15 protein-coding genes are annotated in these 18,332 nt (G+C 65.0%); 3 read left to right on the top strand and 12 right to left on the bottom strand.

Annotated elements, in window-relative coordinates; genetic code table 11:
* Window positions 1–324 precede the first annotated feature (324 nt).
* From K3725_RS12760 to K3725_RS12770, 3 genes are all read right to left on the bottom strand, one after another.
* The gene (locus K3725_RS12760) at window positions 325–2,166 is read right to left on the bottom strand and encodes a peptidoglycan -binding protein (protein ID WP_260015699.1); all 1,842 of its coding nucleotides are present in this window, start codon (window positions 2,164–2,166) and stop codon (window positions 325–327) included.
* 3 nt (window positions 2,167–2,169) lie between these two features.
* Entirely contained in the window at window positions 2,170–3,360 is a 1,191-nt protein-coding gene (locus tag K3725_RS12765) for a biopolymer transporter ExbB (protein WP_260015700.1), read from the bottom strand.
* A 78-nt stretch (window positions 3,361–3,438) separates the two neighbouring features.
* Window positions 3,439–3,969 carry a gamma-glutamylcyclotransferase gene (locus K3725_RS12770; protein WP_260015701.1) on the bottom strand — a complete coding sequence of 177 codons (531 nt, stop codon included), beginning with the start codon at window positions 3,967–3,969 and terminating at the stop codon, window positions 3,439–3,441.
* Window positions 3,970–4,036: 67 nt separating this feature from the next.
* On the opposite strand from K3725_RS12770, the gene K3725_RS12775 reads away from it, so the two are divergent.
* Complete coding sequence (locus K3725_RS12775; protein WP_260015702.1) at window positions 4,037–5,035, top strand: DUF2125 domain-containing protein; 999 nt, start codon at window positions 4,037–4,039, stop codon at window positions 5,033–5,035.
* Between the two features lie 212 nt (window positions 5,036–5,247).
* Here K3725_RS12775 and K3725_RS12780 read toward each other — a convergent pair whose 3' ends face one another.
* From K3725_RS12780 to K3725_RS12800, 5 genes are all read right to left on the bottom strand, one after another.
* Entirely contained in the window at window positions 5,248–6,066 is an 819-nt protein-coding gene (locus tag K3725_RS12780; RefSeq protein WP_260015703.1) for an extensin family protein, read from the bottom strand.
* The gene (locus K3725_RS12785) at window positions 6,063–6,983 is read right to left on the bottom strand and encodes a prephenate/arogenate dehydrogenase family protein (RefSeq protein WP_260015704.1); all 921 of its coding nucleotides are present in this window, start codon (window positions 6,981–6,983) and stop codon (window positions 6,063–6,065) included. Before K3725_RS12785 ends, K3725_RS12780 begins: the two co-directional genes overlap by 4 nt.
* Window positions 6,980–8,080: a histidinol-phosphate transaminase gene (gene hisC / locus K3725_RS12790; RefSeq protein WP_260015705.1), complete on the bottom strand. Its 1,101-nt coding sequence runs from the start codon at window positions 8,078–8,080 to the stop codon at window positions 6,980–6,982. Before hisC ends, K3725_RS12785 begins: the two co-directional genes overlap by 4 nt.
* A gap of 122 nt (window positions 8,081–8,202) precedes the next feature.
* Window positions 8,203–9,849 (bottom strand): peptidoglycan-binding protein, encoded by a 1,647-nt coding sequence (locus K3725_RS12795; protein ID WP_260015706.1) that lies wholly within the window; start codon window positions 9,847–9,849, stop codon window positions 8,203–8,205.
* Between the two features lie 170 nt (window positions 9,850–10,019).
* The gene (locus tag K3725_RS12800; protein ID WP_260015707.1) at window positions 10,020–11,444 is read right to left on the bottom strand and encodes an aminotransferase class V-fold PLP-dependent enzyme; all 1,425 of its coding nucleotides are present in this window, start codon (window positions 11,442–11,444) and stop codon (window positions 10,020–10,022) included.
* Between the two features lie 104 nt (window positions 11,445–11,548).
* Between K3725_RS12800 and K3725_RS12805 the strand changes: the two genes are divergently transcribed.
* Complete coding sequence (locus K3725_RS12805; RefSeq protein ID WP_260015708.1) at window positions 11,549–12,010, top strand: Lrp/AsnC family transcriptional regulator; 462 nt, start codon at window positions 11,549–11,551, stop codon at window positions 12,008–12,010.
* Between the two features lie 42 nt (window positions 12,011–12,052).
* Here K3725_RS12805 and K3725_RS12810 read toward each other — a convergent pair whose 3' ends face one another.
* The 4 genes from K3725_RS12810 to K3725_RS12825 all read right to left on the bottom strand — a co-directional run bounded on the left by K3725_RS12810 (window position 12,053) and on the right by K3725_RS12825 (window position 15,788).
* Window positions 12,053–12,625, bottom strand: coding sequence for a PA14 domain-containing protein (locus tag K3725_RS12810; protein WP_260015709.1), 573 nt, complete (start codon window positions 12,623–12,625; stop codon window positions 12,053–12,055).
* A 162-nt stretch (window positions 12,626–12,787) separates the two neighbouring features.
* Entirely contained in the window at window positions 12,788–13,408 is a 621-nt protein-coding gene (gene rpsD / locus K3725_RS12815; protein WP_260015710.1) for a 30S ribosomal protein S4, read from the bottom strand.
* A gap of 213 nt (window positions 13,409–13,621) precedes the next feature.
* Window positions 13,622–14,683, bottom strand: a complete 1,062-nt coding sequence (locus tag K3725_RS12820; protein ID WP_260015711.1) for a Hint domain-containing protein — start codon at window positions 14,681–14,683, stop codon at window positions 13,622–13,624.
* 187 nt (window positions 14,684–14,870) lie between these two features.
* Window positions 14,871–15,788, bottom strand: a complete 918-nt coding sequence (locus K3725_RS12825; RefSeq protein WP_260015712.1) for a LysR substrate-binding domain-containing protein — start codon at window positions 15,786–15,788, stop codon at window positions 14,871–14,873.
* Window positions 15,789–15,995: 207 nt separating this feature from the next.
* On the opposite strand from K3725_RS12825, the gene katG reads away from it, so the two are divergent.
* Window positions 15,996–18,197, top strand: coding sequence for a catalase/peroxidase HPI (gene katG / locus K3725_RS12830; protein WP_260015713.1), 2,202 nt, complete (start codon window positions 15,996–15,998; stop codon window positions 18,195–18,197).
* The last annotated feature ends 135 nt before the right edge of the window (window positions 18,198–18,332 follow it).

An 18,332-nucleotide genomic window follows, 5' to 3' on the forward strand; every position in this document is an offset into this window, starting at 1 on the left:
CCGGCCCAACGGGCGCAGCCGCCCTTGCAGGGCGGATTGGCGCCGGGCGGGAGCCGCCCGCGCCTGCACCAGACGCCTGCGCAGCGGCCGGAATTCCGGTTGCCGGATTTGATTAAGCCCGCATCCGCAATAGTTTATAGCTTGCCCTGCTGCCCGGCGGGGCCGCAACCCGTGTGTAACTAGTAGCTTGTCTCCATTAGTGAAGCGGGTTGCACCCCGCACCACCCGCCGGGAAGGCTGGAGACGGCTGCAAACGGCCTGACATCGGGTTTTCCGGTGTGGCGGGAAATCCGGTGTGGTCATCATCCGGTGCGGCTAGCCCGCTTATTTCTCAGTGAATTTCAGCTCGATCCGGCGGTTCTGCGCGCGCGCCTCCGGCGTGTCCGCCGGGTTCACCGGCTGGTATTCGCCAAAGCCGTTGGCCGCCAGCCGCGAGGGCGGCACCCCAAGCGCCTCCACCATGTAGCGCACCACCGACAGCGCCCGGCCCTGGCTGAGCTCCCAGTTGTCGGCAAATTTCGGATGTACCCCCAGGGGCGTATTGTCGGTGTGCCCGTCCACCCGGATGATCCAGTTGATCTCCGGCGGGATCGCCGCCACCACGCTTTGCAGGATCGACACCACCTTGGCGATCTCCACCCGGCCTGCAGGCGACAGAGTGGCGCTGCCGGGCGGGAACAGCACCTCGGAAGCAAAGACAAAGCGGTCGCCCTGAATGCGGACGCCCTCCTGCGTGCCCAGCAGATCGCGCAGGCGCCCGAAGAACTCTGAGCGGTAGCGCTCCAGGTCCTGTGCCTTGGCGGTGAGCGCCTCCGCTTCGGCCTCCAGCCGCTTGCGCTCCTGCTCTTCCAGCAGCCGCCGCTTGCGTTCCTCGGAAGCCGCCCGGGCCAGGGCCGCGTTCAGGTCCTGGCCGAGGTTCTGCAGCTGCACCTGCTGCGCTGCATCGCGAGCCTGGTAGTCGTCGAGAATGGCCTGCAAGCCGCCCAGCTGTTCGCGCAAGGCTGCGACCTGCTGATTGAGCAGCGCGGTTTCGCGGCGGGCTTCCTCTGACACCGCCTGCTCTTGCGACAGCGCGTCCCGCGCCTGGGCCAGCAGGGCGGCGCGTTCTTCGGCCCGGGTCAGCTGTTCAGCGGCGCTGGCTTCTGCGGTCTCCTGCGCGGCCAGTGCGGCAAGCAGCCGCTGGCGCAGCACATCAAGGTCTTCGGACTGGCTTTCTGCCGCGGTGAGAGCGGCCTTGGCCGCGGCCAGTTCCGCGGCCAGGCGTCCGGCTTCGGCGTCAGAGCCGGCGCGGGCGGTTTCCAGCTCCGAAAGCTGCGCATCCAGCTGTTTCCGGGCCGCCTCTGCCGCGGCCAGCAGGGTCAGGGTGTCCTCCGCCTGCTGCCGCTGCGCCTCCAGGGCCAGGGTCATGGCGGTCAGTTCGGCATCCGCCGACTGCAGTCTTTCGCGCAAGGCTTCGGCGGCTGCGGCCTCCAGCAGCCGGGCAGATTCCTCCGCATTGAGTTGCTCCTGCAGGCCTGCGATTTCTTCGGTCTTCGCCGCCTGCTCCGTCTCAAGGCTGGCGATCAGCGCCTCCATCGCCTCACGCTCGGCCGCCGCCAGCCGGGCGGCTTCTGCCTGGGCGTCGATTTCGCCGCGGGCCTGGGCCAGAGCGAGGTTCAGGGCTTCCTGCTCGCTCAGCAGCGCGGCGCGGGCCGCCTCCAGGGTTTCGCGTGCGGCGTCCAGATCCGCAACCCGCGCCTGAGCAGCGTCGCGGCTGGCGATCAGGGCGGCAACCTGGGCCTCGAAACTGGTGATACGGCTGGCGGCCTCTGCCAGTTCGCCGGCCTGGCGGTCGCGTTCAGCCGTCAGCGAGGTGATCAGGCTGCGGGCCTGCGCCAGATCCTGTTCCGCCGTGTTGAGTGTCGAAGCCAGCGCCCCCAGCCGGGCGTTCAGGCGGCTGTTCTCGCGTTCCTCCAGCCCCAGCGCCGAAGCCAGCGCGCGGACCTCGGCAGAGAGTTCATCAAGCTGGCTTTCCTGTCCGGTGATGGTTTCGCGCAGCACGAATTGCACCACCATGAAGATGGTCAGCACAAACATCAGAACCAGCAGCAGCCCGGTCATCGCATCGACGAAGCCGGGCCAGATCGAGGCCTGAAACCGCTGTCCTGTGCGCCGGGAAAGGGCCATCAGTTATTCCCCCGGGCCGCGGTCCGGCAGACCGCCGCGGGACAGTCCGCGCGGGCGCGCGAAAGCCTTGATCATCAGGTCGATGTCCTTGCGCAGCTCGGCCAGGCTCTCCTGGCGGCCTGCGGAGATTTCTTCGAGGATCCGCAGCATCTGCACGTCGATCGAGCGCAGCCGCATCCGGCTTTCGGCGTCGATGCCGCCGTGCTCTCCCTGCGCGCGCAGGATCTCGGTCAGCGCCTCCTGCCCCACTGCAACCCGGTCCAGTGCCGCGGTGATGGTGCCGGTCTGATCCTGACGGCGGTTCATCTCCTGGATGGTTTCCACCAGCTCTGTCAGCCGCTGGTCCACCGCTGCGCGGCCCTCGGCGGTCTCGACAAACATTTCCTGCAGCATTTCCATTTGCTCCGCCATGGTGTCGAGCACCTGGGAGACCACGCCGCTGTCGCCGCCGCCGTCCTCACCCGAGGAGAAGCTGACGCGGGTGATGGAGGAAAGCCATTCCTCCAGCTCGCGGTAAAAGCGGTTCTGGCCGTGGCCTGCGAAGAGTTCAAGCAGGCCAACGATCAGCGACCCGGCAAGGCCCAGCAGCGAAGAGGCGAAGGCCACGCCCATGCCGCCCAGCTGCGCCTCCAGCCCGGTCATCAGACGGTTGAAGACCGACAGGCCTTCTTCGCCCTCCTGCGGCGCCAGGCTGCGGATGGTGTCGACAACGGCGGGAACGGTTGTGGCCAGGCCGTAGAAGGTGCCGAGAAGGCCCAGAAAAATCAGCAGGTTGACAATGTAGCGGGTGATTTCGCGGTCTTCATCGATGCGGCTGGCCACCGAGTCCAGAATGGAGCGGGTGGAGGCCGAGCCCAGCTGCATCCGCGCGCTGCGCGTCGCCAGGAGCGAGGCCAAGGGTGCCAGTATCGACGGCGGGCGGCGGTGTTCCTGGTTGTCCCCGCCGGCAAAACGCTCGATCCAGCGCACCGAACCGATCAGCTGCACCACCTGCCAGAAACAGGCCAGCACCCCGATCACGAAGACAAAAACGATGAACCCGTTGAGCCAGGGATTGGCCTGGAACACCGGCAGCACCCGCGGCAGCGCCACAAAGGCGCCGAACCCCGATAGCCCCAGTGCGATCAGCATCATGATGATCTGCCGCACCGGCTGGGAGAACTGCGGCCGGGTCTTGCGGTCTGGCTGCGCCATATTGCCTGGCTCCTGACACTTTTGACTGCTCGTATTGCGTTCGCAGCCTATAAGCAAAGTGTCAAAAGCGCCAAGGCTTTATGCGGTGATTTCCCGCACCCGGCCCGCCAGCCAGTCGAGATCGCTGTCATGCAGGCCGATCTCGGCCAGATGCTCTGCCGTGTTATAGAGGTATTCGGTATTGGGTCCGCGGCCGCCCACCGCATGGGCGATGATCTGGGCCTGCTCCTCGAGGCTGAGGCCGCCGCAATACTGCACATGATGCGGGTCGATCACATAGGTGACGGCGGTGACCAAGGAGCCATCCGCCAGTTCAACTGCCAGGTCGCGTTCCAGATAGGCCGAGGAGATCAGCTCGCGCTCGCGCAGCTCCGCCAGGGTCTGCTCCTCGTGGCCCGCCTCCACCGCCAGGGCAATGCCCTTGCAATGGGCGTCCGCGACCGCATCCAGCGCCAGCACCAGGCCGGGCTTTTCCTCGCTTCCGCGGTGATGGATCGAGGACATGCAGAAGGAGCGGGCATAGCCGTGCAGCACTGCGACCTCGCGCCGGGCCACCGGGAAACCGGGGTTCCAAAGAAGTGATCCGTATCCGAATACCCACATTGTCATGTCGTCTGGCCCTTTCCGTGCCCTCCCTATAAACAGCAATCCTGGTCCGGACAAAAGAGGCTATCCGATGCGCCTGGTGAAACTGCTGATTGCGGCCCTTCTGGTGTGGAGCCTGTACTGGGCGGCTGCGGCCTGGGGGCTGAAGCGCGGCATTGCCGCCTGGTTCGAAGTGCAGGAAAACCGCGGCTGGCAGGCCGAATATGCCGGGCTGGAGACGCGGGGGTATCCGTTCCGCCACCAGACCCGGATCAGCCGCCCGGCGCTGGCGGATCCGCGCAGCGGCACCGCCTGGCGGGCGGACTGGCTGGAGCTGGACAGCCCGGCGGCCTGGCCCGGGCATCTGGAACTGCATTTCCCGGCGGCTGCGCAGCGGCTGTCCTATTACGACCAGACCGCGGTGATCACCGCTGACGGGCTGCAGGCCAGCCTGCATCTGAAGCCCGGGGCGGCGCTGGAGCTGGAGCAGCTGGCGGCTGTTGCGGACAGCTGGCAGATTGCAACGGATGGCGAGACGGTGCTGAGCGGGGCGGCGCTGGAGCTGCGGGCAGTTCAGTCGGAGACCCCGGAAGCATACCGGATCACTGCAGACATCCGGGATTTTGCCCCGCGGGCGGCCTGGCGGCGGCTCTTGGCGGCCAGCGCGCCGCTGCCGGAGCGGTTCGACACGCTGGCGCTGGAGATGACGGTTGCCTTTGACGCGCCCTGGGACCGGACAGCGCTGGAGCAGCGGCGGCCGCAGCCGCGCCGGATCAATCTGAAGCTGGCAGATGCCTGCTGGGGCGGTCTGCGGCTCAAGGCCACCGGCGCGCTGACGGTCGATGAACAAGGGCTGCCGGAGGGCGAGATTGCGCTGCAGGCGGAAAACTGGCGCGGGCTGGTGCTGATGGCCGAACGCAGCGGTGCCCTGGCCCCGGCGCTGCGCGGCACGGTGGAGCGGGTGCTGGGCCTGCTGGCAGAGGCCAGCGGCAACCCGCGCGATCTGGATATCACGCTGGGATTTGCGGACGGCTATGTCACGCTTGGCCCGCTGCCGCTGGGCCATGCGCCGCGGCTGATCATCCGCTGACACCGCCGCCGCCGGCCAAGGGCCGCGCAGCATTGGCGCAGCGCGCCCGGCCCAAGGCTGTACTGTGCCCCTTGGGCACTTTCAGCCGCGAGCGCTCGCCCTCATGCTGCGGATTGCGCTCGGCTGATCTGTCTGCTTTGCGGGGTTCTGCCTCGCGCTCCGGGATACTTGGAGCCAGATGAACAGGGGATCCTGAATTGAATACTGCACCGTCAGCGGCAGTAGGATCCGCCGCGATGGCGGGCCACGTCCAGGTGGAAGTGGTCCCTGTGATAACGGTCGGCCTCTGGCCCCAGCACGGTGCCGAAGGGGCCGCAGGCAGCACGCCAGATCTTCTTCAGCTTCTTGCGGGTCTTGCGGTTCTGCCAGCCGTGCAGAACGGTGACGGTTTCACCGCTGGCAAGCGTGAAACCGGAGATGTCGATGGCCCTGCCCTTGCCGTGTTCCGAGATCTTGGCGCCTGGGCGGTTGTTGCGGGTGCGGCAGGCGTAATGGGCGGCAACGCGCAAGGAGACCACCTTGTTGCCGCGGCCAAAGGCGGTTTCAACCTCACGGTTGATCCAGGTCTTCAGGGCGCGGGCGGTGTTGCAGGTCATTAGTGAGGCCTGGCTGAGGCGGACCCCGGCGATCTCGCGCACCCGCACCGCGTCCTTGGCACCGCAGCCGGGCTGCGTGCCGGAGACATGGCCCACGTCGTCCCCCTGGATATCAATGTCGCCGCAAACCGAGCCCTTGCGGCGCTGGCGGCGCTTGAACAGCACTTGCTCTGGCAGCCTGTCCGGTCGTGCAAAGGGCTGCAAGGAGGCACCGGGGGCCAGCAGCGGCAGATCCGCAGGCCGGGAGGCTGCCGCCAGCCGCTGCTGTGATTGCGGACGGGAGACCGGGCGCATGCCGGGCAACGGCTCACCGAGGGCTGCAAGGCCTGCGTCCGCCGCGGAACTGCCGGGCGGCTCCAGCAGGGCATCCGGCGTGGCGGCCAGCGCAGCCCCGCCGCACACAACTGCCAGAACCATCAGCCCCGCGCGGATCATTTCTTCTGCCCCCGGCCGAAGTCCGGCGCGTCGGTGTCCTGGCCTGCTTCGATAATGCCGCGGCGGATGGCGCGGGTGCGGGTGAAATAGTCGTGCAGGTGCTGCCCGTCGCCGGTGCGGATGGCGCGCTGCAAGGCAAAGAGCTCCTCGGTGAAGCGGCCCAGGATTTCCAGCGTGGCATCCTTGTTGGTCAGGAACACGTCGCGCCACATTGTCGGGTCGGAGGCCGCAATCCGGGTAAAGTCGCGGAAACCGGCAGCGGAATACTTGATCACCTCGCTGTCAGTGACCCGGCGCAGGTCGTCCGCCACGCCCACCATCGTATAGGCGATCAGGTGCGGCGTGTGCGAGGTGACAGCCAGCACAAGGTCGTGGTGGTCGGCGTCCATCTCATCGACATGCGCACCCATGCCCTCCCAAAGCGCACGCAGGCGGGCGGTGGCCTCGGGGTCAGTGCCCTCGACCGGGACCAGCAGCGACCAGCGGTTGTCGAACAGTTCGGCAAAACCGGATTCAGGGCCGGAATGCTCCGTCCCTGCCAGCGGGTGGGCGGGCACGAAATGCACGCCCTCGGGGATATGCGGCTGCACTGCCTCGATCACATGGCGTTTGACCGAGCCGACGTCGGACACGGTCGCGCCGGGCTTCAGCACCGGCGCGATGTCTTCCATCACCGGCCCCATGGCGCCGACCGGCACGCAGAGCACAATCAGGTCAGCGTCCTGCACCGCCTCCTGCGCGCTGTCGCAAACGCGGTCGCAGAGGCCGATGCGGCGGGCGGTTTCACGGGTTTCCGCACTGCGGGCATAGCCGGTGACCTCGCCTGCAAGGCCTGCGCGTTTCATCGCCCAGAACATCGAGGATGCAATCAGGCCAAGGCCGATCAGCGCGACGCGGCCGTAAACATGTCCGCTCATGCTTGAACCTCTTTGGCCTGGCCCTCTTTGAAAGCCTTCACCCCTTGCGCGATGCGGCGGCAGGAGTCTTCGTCGCCGATGGTGATGCGCAACGCGGTGGGCAGGTTGTAGCCCGCCACCCGGCGCACGATCAGGCCCTGCGCCTGCAGGTACAGGTCGCAGGCCTCCGCCTCTGCCTGGCTGGAGAACCGGGCCAGGATGAAGTTGGTGCTGGAAACGTCCGACGGCACACCCAGTTCCGCCAGCGCATTGGCCAGCCATGAGCGCCACTTGGCGTTCTCGGACCGGCACTGATCCACGTAGTCTGTGTCACGCACCGAGGCTTCGGCCCCAGCCAGCGCGGTGCTGGAGACGTTGAAGGGGCCGCGCACACGGTTCAGAACGCCGATGATCTCCCTGGGGCCGTAGCCCCAGCCGATCCGGGCGCCGCCCAGGCCGTAGATCTTTGAGAAGGTGCGGGTCATGAAGACGTTGCTGCGGGTGCCGATCAGCGCGGCGCCGGCGTCAAAGCCTTCGACATATTCGGCATAGGCACCGTCCAGCACCAGCAGCGCGCCCGCGGGCAGGCCATCGGCCAGCCGGGCCACCTCAGCCTCGCTGATCATGGTGCCGGTGGGGTTATTCGGGTTGGCGATGAACACCAGCTTGGTCCTGGCGGTGCAGCCAGCCAGCAGCGCGTCAACATCGGTGACGCGCTCGCGCTCCTTCACCTCCACCGGGGTGGCGCCGGCGGCCAGCGCGCTGATCCGGTACATCGCAAAGCCGTGTTCGGTATAGAGCACTTCATCCCCCGGGCCGGCATAGGCCTGGCAGAGGAAGGCGATGATCTCGTCGCTGCCGGCGCCGCAGATGATCTGCTCCGGATCCAGCCCGTGAACCTCGCCGATCGCCTGCCGCAGCGCCGCGTGGTCCGAGCTGGGATAGCGGTGCATGTTGGCCGCCGCATCCTGCATCGCCTGGACGGCGCGCGGGCTGGGGCCAAAGGGGTTCTCGTTCGAGGAGAGCTTCACAACATTGCTCACCCCGTTCACATGGGCAGCCCCGCCCTGATACAGAGCGATGTCCATGATACCGGGCTGCGGTGTGACTTGGGTCATAATACGGGCTCCTTAATTCCAACCCGTCATAACGGCCCAAACGCTGGCGGGGAAGCACCAAGATGACGCTTCCCCCATGCTGCCGCCCCCCAGCGGCAGCCTGCCCCGGCCATGCGCCTGCGTTAATGCGCAGATGCGGACTTGGGCATCTTGCGTTTGGCCTCAGCCATGATGATCTTCTGGATCTGCTTGCGCAGTTCCATGTCCTTGCGCATCGCCTCATTCGCCTGTTTCTGCATGGTCGAGGCCGATTGCGAGCCATCCGCGCCGTTCAGCGCCTCGCCTGCATATTTGCTGAGCGACTTGCCGGAAATCTGCTTGGCGATCTCGCCATAAACCGCGTCACCATGCAGCTTGATGAAATCGTCGGTGGCCTTAGCGCCGTATTTGGCAATGAGATCCTTCTTGACTGCGCCCTCCATTGCGGCGGGGGCCAGTTTGGTCTTGAGGAACGTCTCGGCCGCCCCGGTGAAGCCGGAGGAAAACTTCTCCAGCGCCTTGCCGGCGCTTGCGGACATGATGCCCGCGGTCAGGATCTTGGCGATGCTCTCCTTGATCTCCTTGGTGTTCGGCGGGCGGCCCTTTTCGATCATCGGCTTGGCGAGGCCGATGGTTTCCTTCAGCGCTTCTGTCACCATGGCCTCGCCGGCCTTGGACTTCAGGAACTTCTCAAAGAAGGCCTTGACCGCCTTCTTGGGCATCTCGCGCGACAGCCTGGAGGCCGCGGCCTTGGCCAGATCGTCAGCGAGGCCCGCTGAAAGCTTGGCAGTCAGCTTGCCGCCGGCCGCCCCTGCGAGGCCTGCTATGAAGCTGTCGATGAACACTTTCTTGGCGGCCCCGTCCCATGTCACCTTGTTGCCCGCCAGATGCTCACCCAGCTGGCCTGCACTGGATTTCAGCGCCTCGGTGCTGGCGGCAGCAATGGCGTGGGCCTTGGCGGGCGACATGCCCTTGGTCGCCACCAAACGCGCGGTCATGTAGGTCTCGACCACGGCAAAGGAGACCTCGCGCACCACTTCCAGCTTCCAGACGATGCCGCCGGCGGTGGCGATCCGCTGGTCGATGAATTTCTTGAAAGCCTTGCCGCCGGTGTTATAGGCCTTGGAGGCCTTTACATCCTGCTTGTAGACCTTCTTCCAGTCCGGTTTTTTCTTGCTGGTCAGTGTCTTGAGGAAGCTTGCCTCTGACCGGGCATTCAGGATCGGGGTCCAGGGCGGGTTGGTCTTGTCGTTGACCATGCTGACGGCAAATTCGGTCAGCGCATTCAAGAAGGTCTCGTTACCCTGGCGGGTGTTTTCCACATCGTTGCAGAAATCGACCCAGGATTCCGCCTGGCCGTACATGATTTCGGCCTTGGCCAGAAGCTTGCGGCGCAATTCTTCCTGCCCGGCCTCAAACTCGGCGACCGTGATCAGCTTGGTCTTGCCGTTCTCGACGACCTCAACCCGTTCGACCTTGGTGTCGGCGGCATGCATCGCCGCCAGTTTGGGCAGGCCTGCGTTCCAGGTGCGCATGCCGGGATCAACGATGCCGTCAGGCTTTTTGAAGCCCAGCTTCTTTTTTTGAAAATCCTTGATGGTGCTGATCAAACCGGCGTCGCATTTGGTGCTGACCTCGATCGAATAGCCGTTCGCCTTGAGCATCAGGCGGACCAGTTCGACATCCGCGGGGGCGTTCTTGACCGGTTTGAATTTGCTTTCGCCAGTTTTCGGGTCCGGCTTGGTAATCCGTTTCTTGTCGCCCACAGGGGCGGAAAGCTTGAGAGCCATGACGTTGCTCCAACAAAATAACTACTGCTGGAAGCCTGCCATGCCGGCGGCGGGACGTCGCGGGGGATTTCAAATCGACTTTCCCCCTTTAAACGCGGGGGACAGCTGCCTACATATCACAAGCATGTGAGGTGCTTCCCGAAACCGTAAAGCACCCCATTTGATTGGGCCTAAGCCGCCTGCGCCTTGAATCGTGCGGTGTGCGGATCGGCGTTGTAACGGGCGGCAACCTCCCCTGCCTTCATCGACAGCTCATTGACGCAATCAATGATGTACTGCGCCTTCTCCTCCGTCATCAGGTAGGAAAAGTTGAGGCGCACCCAGCCGGGTTTCTTCATCTCTTCGCCTGCCTGCAGGTCGGCAAACAGAGTTTCGGATTCCGGCTGGCTGATACCCAGCAGACGGTGCGCATAGGGGCCTGCACAGGCGCAGCCGCCGCGGGCCTGGATGCCGTAGACGTCGCTCAGCATGCGGGTGAACAGTTGCTGGTGCACCGGGTTTCCCTCGCCGTCGGAGACCAGGAAAGAGAAGATCGGCAGCCGGTGCGCATCCCGGTGGCCGAGGATGCGCAGGCGCGGATTGGCTGACCAGCCCTGCAAGGCCATCTGCGCGAATTTCTCCTCGCGGGCTTCGATCTGCTGCTGGCCCACGGCCTCCTTGACCAGAAACGCCAGCGCAGCGCGGATGTCGCCGATCACGTTGGGGGTGCCGGCCTCTTCGCGGGCGGCCAGGTCCTGGCTGTATTCATGCCGCCAGGGCGAGACAAAGCTGACGGTACCGCCGCCGGGCCAGGACGGGCAGCGGCGGCGCACTGCGGTCTGGTTGACGATCAGCACGCCGGAGGCGCCGGGGCCGCCCGGGAACTTGTGCGGCGAGACCACAATTGCATCTTTGCGCGCGGCGCCGCCCTGCCCCATGTCGATGGGCAGGTAAGGGCCGCCGCCGGCATAGTCCCAGACCGCCAGCGCGCCATGTGCGTGCAGCAGGCGGCTGATGGGGCCGGGATCGGTGACGATGCCGGTCACGTTGGAAGCGGCAGAGAAGCTGCCGATTTTCAAGTCGCTGTCCGCGTGCTGCTTGAGCGCCCGCTCCAGCACTTCCAGGTCGGGGCCACCCTCTGCCACTTCGGGGATTTCCACCACCTCCGCGTTGCTTTCGCGCCAGGGCAGGATGTTGGAGTGATGCTCATACGGGCCAATGAAGACGACCGGGCGGGCGGCCTCATTGACGCCGAACAGGCTGACCAGACGGTTCAGGCCTGCGGTTGCGCCCGAGCCGGTGAAGATCACCGCGTCCTCTGCGGTGGCGCCGGTGATGCGGGCAATCTCAGCGCGCGCCTCGCGGCGCAGGCGGGTCATCTGGGTGCCGCAGTATGATGCCTCAGTGTGGGAGTTGGCGTAGAAGGGCAGCACCTGTTCCGCCACAAAATCCTCCACCTGGCGCAGGGCGCGGCCAGAGGCGACGTAGTCGGCGTAGACCAGCGGCACCTCGCCATCGAGACCGGGGATCATCACGCCGTCGCCGATAACGCTTCGGCCAAGGGTTCCGTCCTGTTCCGCTTGCCGGATTGTCTGTTTGAATGCTGCCAGTGTCATGTCGCGCCTCCGAAATCTGTAAAGGCATCATGAACGGTTTGAAGTGCAAAAACTTTATCATTTACTGAGTAGATTGCTGAAACTTTGTGTCATATGATCGAACCATGAGCAAAAATGCAGACAATATTGACCGCGCTATTCTGCGTGCCCTGCAGCAGGACGCCAGCCTGTCGCAGCGGGAACTGGCGGATCAGGTGGGGCTGTCGCAGAACGCCTGCTGGCGGCGGCTGAAGGCGCTGAATGAACGCGGGCTGCTGAAAGGCTCTACCGCGCGGCTGGACCGCAAGCAGCTGGGGCTGGACCTGGTGGTGTTTGTGCTGCTGCGCACCCGGCATCATTCAGCGGACTGGCTGCAAAAATTCCGCCGCCATGTGCTGACCATTCCCGAAGTGGTGGATTTCCACCGCATCGGCGGCGACTACGACTATCAGCTGAAAGTGGTGACAGAAGACATGGCCAGCTATGACAAGGTTTATCAGCGGCTGATTTCTGGTGTGGAACTGGACAGCGTGACCTCCTATTTCGCAATGGAGGCCATCGCCGAGGGGCGTCCGCTGCCCTTGTGAAAACGCTGGAAGGGCGTCCCCCCTGCCCTGCGGGCAAGACTGTCAGTGCCCGAAGGCGCTGTCTTTCATCCATTTCGGCCGCTTGCCGTCCGGCCCCATGCGCATATGCAGGCAGGCGGTGCCAAGACGCTGGAAATAGAGGATATCGACCGGGTACCAGCCGGCCGAGGGCACCTCAACCTGGGTCACGATGGTGCTGTCGCAAGACTGGCGGCCGTCGTATTCACCCACGACTTGACCACCGATCCTGGCCAGCAGCCCGTCGTTGGTCAGAAAGTCGATATTGTGGACGCCCGGCGTGTCGAGTTTGACATAGCCGGTGATGCGGGCCGCCACATGCATCGGCCGTTTGGCGGTCAGCGTGTTCTGCCCCTCCTCTGTATCACGGTTGTCCAGCCCGGCAATGGGGCGTCCAGGTTCACTGCTGATTTTCAGCGCGGAGGAGGCTTCGGCCAGTGTCTTCACATCCTGCGGATAGGCATAAACCACCGCCAGTCCAGGCTTGACGCCGGAAGGCTGCGGATTCGCCGGTGTGAGCTTCAGCGGTGCGGCGCTTGCTGCTGCAGCCGCGATGGTGAGCGCAGCTGCGGCTGCGGCCTTCATCAAGATCTTCATTGGTCACTCCCTGATGTTTTGGATCAGGATAGTGCCAATGGCCCAAACGGGCCACTGCTTTTGAACCCGCTTGCCGCGAACGCCCTGCACAGCCGGCGCGCCAAAGAAAAAGGGCTGCCCGCGAGGACAGCCCTTCCGCCAGATGCCCCAGGGGCAGCAGGCTTAGTTCTTGGCGTAGAATTCGACGACCAGGTTCGGTTCCATCATCACCGGGTACGGCACATCGCCCAGGCCGGGGGTGCGCACGAAGGTTGCGGTCATCTTGGAGTGGTCGGCTTCGATGTAATCGGGCACATCGCGCTCAGCCAGCTGGACGGCTTCCAGAACGGCAACCATCTGCTTGGATTTGTCACGAACCTCGATCACGTCGCCCTCTTTCACGCGGTAGGAGGGGATGTTCACGCGCTTGCCGTTCACGGTCACGTGGCCGTGGTTGACGAACTGGCGGGCCGCAAAAACGGTTGCCACGAACTTGGCGCGGTAGACGACAGCGTCCAGGCGGCGCTCCAGCAGGCCGATCAGGTTTTCACCGGTGTCGCCGGAAACACGCACGGCTTCGCCGTAGATGCGGCGGAACTGCTTCTCGGTCAGGTCGCCATAGTAGCCCTTGAGCTTCTGCTTGGCGCGCAGCTGGATGCCGAAGTCGGACAGTTTGCCCTTGCGGCGCTGGCCGTGCTGGCCCGGGCCGTAGTCGCGGCGGTTGACCGGGGACTTCGGGCGGCCCCAGATGTTTTCGCCCATGCGGCGGTCGATTTTGTACTTGGCAGACGTGCGTTTGGTCACGGCTGATCTCCTTCTTAAGTTTCGAAGGGCGTTGTCCTCTTGCCTTGCGGCATGACAGGGATCCCCTTGCGGGGGCCACCAACACCAATGAAGCCGCGCTTATATAGGGGGATGGGGCAGAGTCAACACGGTGAATGCGTGTCCGGCAGGAAATTCGCGCCGCCGCCCGCCTCTGGCCGTGAAATAGCACCCTGGTCTTGCCGGTTGAAGGCTTCAGGCTGCGTCATGCCCCAGAATCGCGGCCTCGGTGGCGCTGAGGTTGCGGCGCGCATGGGCGCCATAGGCCAGCGGATCGTGCTCCAGCTCCGGCTGCAGGCGGAACAGGCGTTCCCGGTCAGGCTGGCTGAGCGCAGTCAGCGATGCGTTGGAGGGATGGAAGCTCTCTGTTTCCACCCCGTTGGCCCAGAGCACCTGGTGATTGGCCAGCATCAGATGAATATAGGTGACTTCACGCACGGAAGTGTCGGGCTGGATGGTGGAGCCATTGACCAGGTCACCGGCCGCCACCAGCACCTCGGGCGTGTTGAACAGAGCCCGCACACGGGCACCGCGCAGCAGCATCCGGTGATCGGGGGAGACCAGCAGTTCCCGCTCCGGCCGGTCGATGCCCAAGGCCCCTGCCTGAATGCGGACCGGCCGCAGCTGCGGCATGACATAAAGCCGGGCGCCGCTGATCCGGCGGGAGCCGATCCAGAGGATTTCCTGGACGCCATTATCCCGGGTCTGAACCTTTCCGCCCTCGCGCAGCTGCTCTACCGGTTGCGGACCATCGGGGGTTGCGATCCGCGTGCCCGGCGTAAAGCAGATGACCCCGGCTTCGCCATCAGGCCGGGCTGTGCCGGCAGCGCCAAGCACGCAGTGCACGACCCATAGATCGGTGCCGCGCGGCGGCAGCTGGTCGACAAACATCAACAGCGGGTTCTGACCCGGCCCGGCCTCAATCAGTGTTGCAGTGAAGCTTTGCACCCCATTGGTGACAACAAACCAGCTGTCCATCAGCGGCTCGTCAATTTCGACCGCATCGACATCGGTCCGGTTCTGCACCGCAGCCCCCACCAGCCTGCGCACGGACCGTGCCGCGCGGCGGCGCAATTCTGCCTCGCCGTTTGCCCCATCAAGCCGCAACAGCCCTGCAGGCCCATCCACCTGCACGGCATCTCCGTGCCAGGACCACGCTGCCCCCGCATCAAGTGCGTCCTTGGGCGCCGCCGGGAGGCCGTCGATCTCTGTTTGCGACCAGGAAATAACAAACGTGCCACGAAAGCCCGTCTTCATCTGCCTGTATGCCTGCTTCGTCTTTTAATTATTAACGAAACATTAACAATGCGGCGCGCGGCTGGAAACAGCGGGAAGCTAAAATGCATGTGAGCGTGCCCAATGCGCACCATTTCCAAGGAGTTTGGCCCCGCTCAGCAGGCGGGCCGCTTAAAGGTCAGCCCGGGCGCGGCGCCGCGACCCTGCGTCACCCCATCGGCGCATAACTGGACCGCAGGCCGTCCGCTGCCTGACGGACCACCTCAGCCACCTGCATCAGCTGCCGGGCCAGCGGGTTGCTGCGGCGCCAGATCATGCCGATGGTGCGCGAAGGTTGCGGGTCGCGGAAACGGGCAACCGACACCTCCGCCGAGCGGGTTTCCACCGGCACCGCCATTTCCGGGATCAGCGTCACACCTATTCCGGCGCTGACCATCTGCACCAGCGTCGACAAGGAGCTGCCGTCCAGCAGTTCCCGCGGGGCCGCGGACTGCATATTGCAGAACGACAGCGCCTGGTCGCGGAAGCAATGCCCCTCCTCCAGCAGCAGGAGGCGCATCTCGCGCAGGCCCTCGGGACCCGGAACCGGCGTGCCGGCATCCTCCCCTGGGCGCACCAGGACAAAGTGCTCAGCAAACAGCGGCACCTCTTCATATGAAGGCTCAGACACCGGCAGTGCGACGATGGCCGTGTCCAGCCGCCCCTCTCCCAGTTCCTCCAGCAGCTTGGGCGTCACCGTTTCGCGGACCCGGATATCAGCCTCGGGGTACTGGCTGGTGAGTGTGCCCACGATGGAGGGCAGCAGATAGGGTGCAATGGTGGGAATCACCCCGATGCGCAGGCGTCCGGCGAGCCCCTCGCGCGAGGCCCGTGCCAGCTCTCCCAGTTCATCCACCGAGCGCAGGATGCCGCGCACGCGGGCAGCCAGATCCTCACCCAGGCTGGTGAGCCGTACCTGACGGGCGCCGCGCTCCACCAGCTGCACCCCCAGCGCCTCCTCCAACTCTTTGATCTGAACAGACAAAGCCGGCTGAGACACCGCGCAGGCATCCGCCGCGCGGCCAAAATGGCGGTGCAGGGCCAGCGCCTCGAAATAGCGCATCTGGCGAAGGGTCACGTTTGTCATAGGATTTCATTATCAGAGCGATGAATAAATGCAACTTATCCCAATGATATTTCCCTGCTAGCCTCAGTGTCAGAAAGACAGGGAGACCCGGCACAGCCAGCCTGCGCCCCGCTTGCATTTCCAGGCGGCGTTCAGGCTTGCGGATTGGTTCCGGGAGGCTTCCCCACATCGCAGTTCAAACAATTGAAGCCACGATCGGAGATGGAAATGGACGGAAATACCCCCGCAGGAAAATGCCCGGTGATGCACGGCGCGGCGCTGAACACCGATGCCGGCGGCACCTCGAACCAGGATTGGTGGCCGAACCAGCTGAACCTGAAGATCCTGCACCAGCATTCGCCCAAGTCGAACCCGATGGAGGCGGATTTCAACTATGCCGAGGAATTCAAGACGCTGGACCTGGAAGCGGTCAAGAAGGACCTGTTTGCGCTGATGACCGACAGCCAGGACTGGTGGCCGGCCGACTATGGCCATTACGGCGGCCTGTTCATCCGCATGGCCTGGCACAGTGCCGGCACCTACCGCACCGCCGACGGGCGCGGCGGCGGCGGCACCGGCAACCAGCGGTTCGCGCCGGTGAACTCCTGGCCGGACAACGGCAACCTGGACAAGGCGCGCCGCCTGCTGTGGCCGGTCAAGCAGAAATACGGCAACAAGATCTCCTGGGCGGACCTGATGATCCTGGCGGGCAACTGCGCCATTGAGTCGATGGGCGGGCCGGTGTTCGGCTTTGGCGGCGGGCGCGAGGATATCTGGGCGCCGGAGGAAGACATCTATTGGGGCACCGAGACCGAGTGGCTGGGCGACAAGCGTTATTCCGGCGACCGTGATCTGGAGAACCCGCTGGCTGCGGTGCAGATGGGCCTGATCTATGTGAACCCGGAAGGGCCGAACGGCAATCCGGACCCGGTGGCCTCCGGCTTTGACGTGCGCGATACCTTTGCGCGGATGGGCATGAACGACGAGGAAACCGTGGCGCTGGTGGCAGGCGGCCATACCTTTGGCAAGGCGCATGGCGCAGGCGATCCGGAGCTGGTGGGCGCCGAGCCGGAAGCCGGCGCAATGGAGCAGATGGGCTTTGGCTGGGCCAATGCGCATGGCACCGGCAAGGGGGGCGACGCCACCACTTCGGGTATCGAAGGCGCGTGGAAGCCGAACCCGACCACCTGGGACATGGGTTATTTCGACGTGCTGTTCGGCTATGAGTGGAAGCTGGTCAAGAGCCCGGCGGGTGCTCAGCAGTGGGAAGCCCAGGACGTGAAGCCCGAACACATGGTGGTGGATGCCCACGACCCGAGCAAGAAACATGCGCCGATGATGACCACCGCCGACATGTCGCTGCGGATGGACCCGGAATACGAGAAGATCTCGCGCGAGTTCCACGCCAACCCGGAGAAATTCGCCGATGCCTTTGCCCGCGCCTGGTTCAAGCTGTGCCACCGCGACATGGGGCCGAAGTCGCGCTATCTGGGGGCTGATGTGCCCGCGGAAGACCTGATCTGGCAGGATCCCCTGCCAGCGGTGGATCACGCGCTGGTGGATGCGCAGGACGCCGCGCAGCTGAAAAAGGCAGTCCTTGATTCCGGGCTTTCGGTTTCAGAGCTGGTGTCAACGGCCTGGGCCTCGGCCTCGACCTTCCGCGGCTCCGACATGCGCGGCGGTGCCAATGGCGGCCGCATCCGGCTGGCGCCGCAGAAGGACTGGGAAGTGAACGAGCCCGTCAAGCTGGCCAAAGTGCTGAAGGCGCTGGAGCAAGTGCAGAGCGAGTTCAACGCCAATGCGTCCGGAGGCAAGAAAATCTCCATGGCGGATTTGATCGTGCTGGGGGGATGTGCTGGTGTTGAGGAAGCCGCCAAGGCCGCTGGTCACCCCGTCGATGTGCCCTTCACCCCGGGCCGCACCGATGCCACGCAAGAGCAGACAGATGTCGAAGGCTTTGCGGTGCTGGAGCCGGAGGCCGATGGGTTCCGCAATTACCAGAAGGCCGAGTACAGCGTCCCGGCTGAGAAGATGCTGGTGGACCGGGCGCAGCTGCTGACCTTGGGCGCGCCGGAGATGACCGCGCTCATTGGCGGGCTGCGGGTGCTGGGTGCCAACCACGGCGGCTCCAAACATGGCGTGTTCACCGACCGGGCTGGCGTGCTGAGCACAGATTTCTTCACCGGCATCACCGACATGGGGGTGGAGTGGAAACCGGTCGGCGACGGCACCTATGAGGGCCGCGACCGGGCCAGCGGAGCCGTCAAATGGACCGGCACCCGCGCGGATCTGGTGTTCGGCTCCAACTCGCAGTTGCGGGCACTGGCGGAGGTCTATGCCCAGGATGACGGCGCCGCGGCCTTTGTCCGCGATTTCGTGGCAGCCTGGGTCAAGGTGATGAACGCCGACCGGTTCGACCTGGCGGGCTGAACTCCCGGCACGGAAGACAAAGAGCGCCCCGGATATCCGGGGCGTTTTTTATGGGCGGGTTTTGCGCCTGCCGCCGCGCGGCGGCAAAAAGAAGCCGGAGGATTACTCCCCCGGCTTCTCCGCCCCATCCGGGGC

This window comes from Leisingera sp. S132 (genome assembly GCF_025144465.1).
GTDB lineage: Bacteria > Pseudomonadota > Alphaproteobacteria > Rhodobacterales > Rhodobacteraceae > Leisingera.

Excerpts from the sequence above, each read along its gene's own strand:
- K3725_RS12820 (WP_260015711.1), bottom strand. The coding sequence starts at position 14,683 with ATGAAGACGGGCTTTCGTGGCACGTTTGTTATTTCCTGGTCGCAAACA.
- K3725_RS12810 (WP_260015709.1), bottom strand. The coding sequence starts at position 12,625 with ATGAAGATCTTGATGAAGGCCGCAGCCGCAGCTGCGCTCACCATCGCG.
- katG (WP_260015713.1), top strand. The coding sequence starts at position 15,996 with ATGGACGGAAATACCCCCGCAGGAAAATGCCCGGTGATGCACGGCGCG.
- K3725_RS12760 (WP_260015699.1), bottom strand. The coding sequence starts at position 2,166 with ATGGCCCTTTCCCGGCGCACAGGACAGCGGTTTCAGGCCTCGATCTGG.
- K3725_RS12775 (WP_260015702.1), top strand. The coding sequence starts at position 4,037 with ATGCGCCTGGTGAAACTGCTGATTGCGGCCCTTCTGGTGTGGAGCCTG.
- K3725_RS12770 (WP_260015701.1), bottom strand. The coding sequence starts at position 3,969 with ATGACAATGTGGGTATTCGGATACGGATCACTTCTTTGGAACCCCGGT.
- K3725_RS12765 (WP_260015700.1), bottom strand. The coding sequence starts at position 3,360 with ATGGCGCAGCCAGACCGCAAGACCCGGCCGCAGTTCTCCCAGCCGGTG.
- hisC (WP_260015705.1), bottom strand. The coding sequence starts at position 8,080 with ATGACCCAAGTCACACCGCAGCCCGGTATCATGGACATCGCTCTGTAT.
- K3725_RS12785 (WP_260015704.1), bottom strand. The coding sequence starts at position 6,983 with ATGAGCGGACATGTTTACGGCCGCGTCGCGCTGATCGGCCTTGGCCTG.
- K3725_RS12780 (WP_260015703.1), bottom strand. The coding sequence starts at position 6,066 with ATGATCCGCGCGGGGCTGATGGTTCTGGCAGTTGTGTGCGGCGGGGCT.
- K3725_RS12800 (WP_260015707.1), bottom strand. The coding sequence starts at position 11,444 with ATGACACTGGCAGCATTCAAACAGACAATCCGGCAAGCGGAACAGGAC.
- K3725_RS12825 (WP_260015712.1), bottom strand. The coding sequence starts at position 15,788 with ATGACAAACGTGACCCTTCGCCAGATGCGCTATTTCGAGGCGCTGGCC.
- K3725_RS12805 (WP_260015708.1), top strand. The coding sequence starts at position 11,549 with ATGAGCAAAAATGCAGACAATATTGACCGCGCTATTCTGCGTGCCCTG.
- K3725_RS12795 (WP_260015706.1), bottom strand. The coding sequence starts at position 9,849 with ATGGCTCTCAAGCTTTCCGCCCCTGTGGGCGACAAGAAACGGATTACC.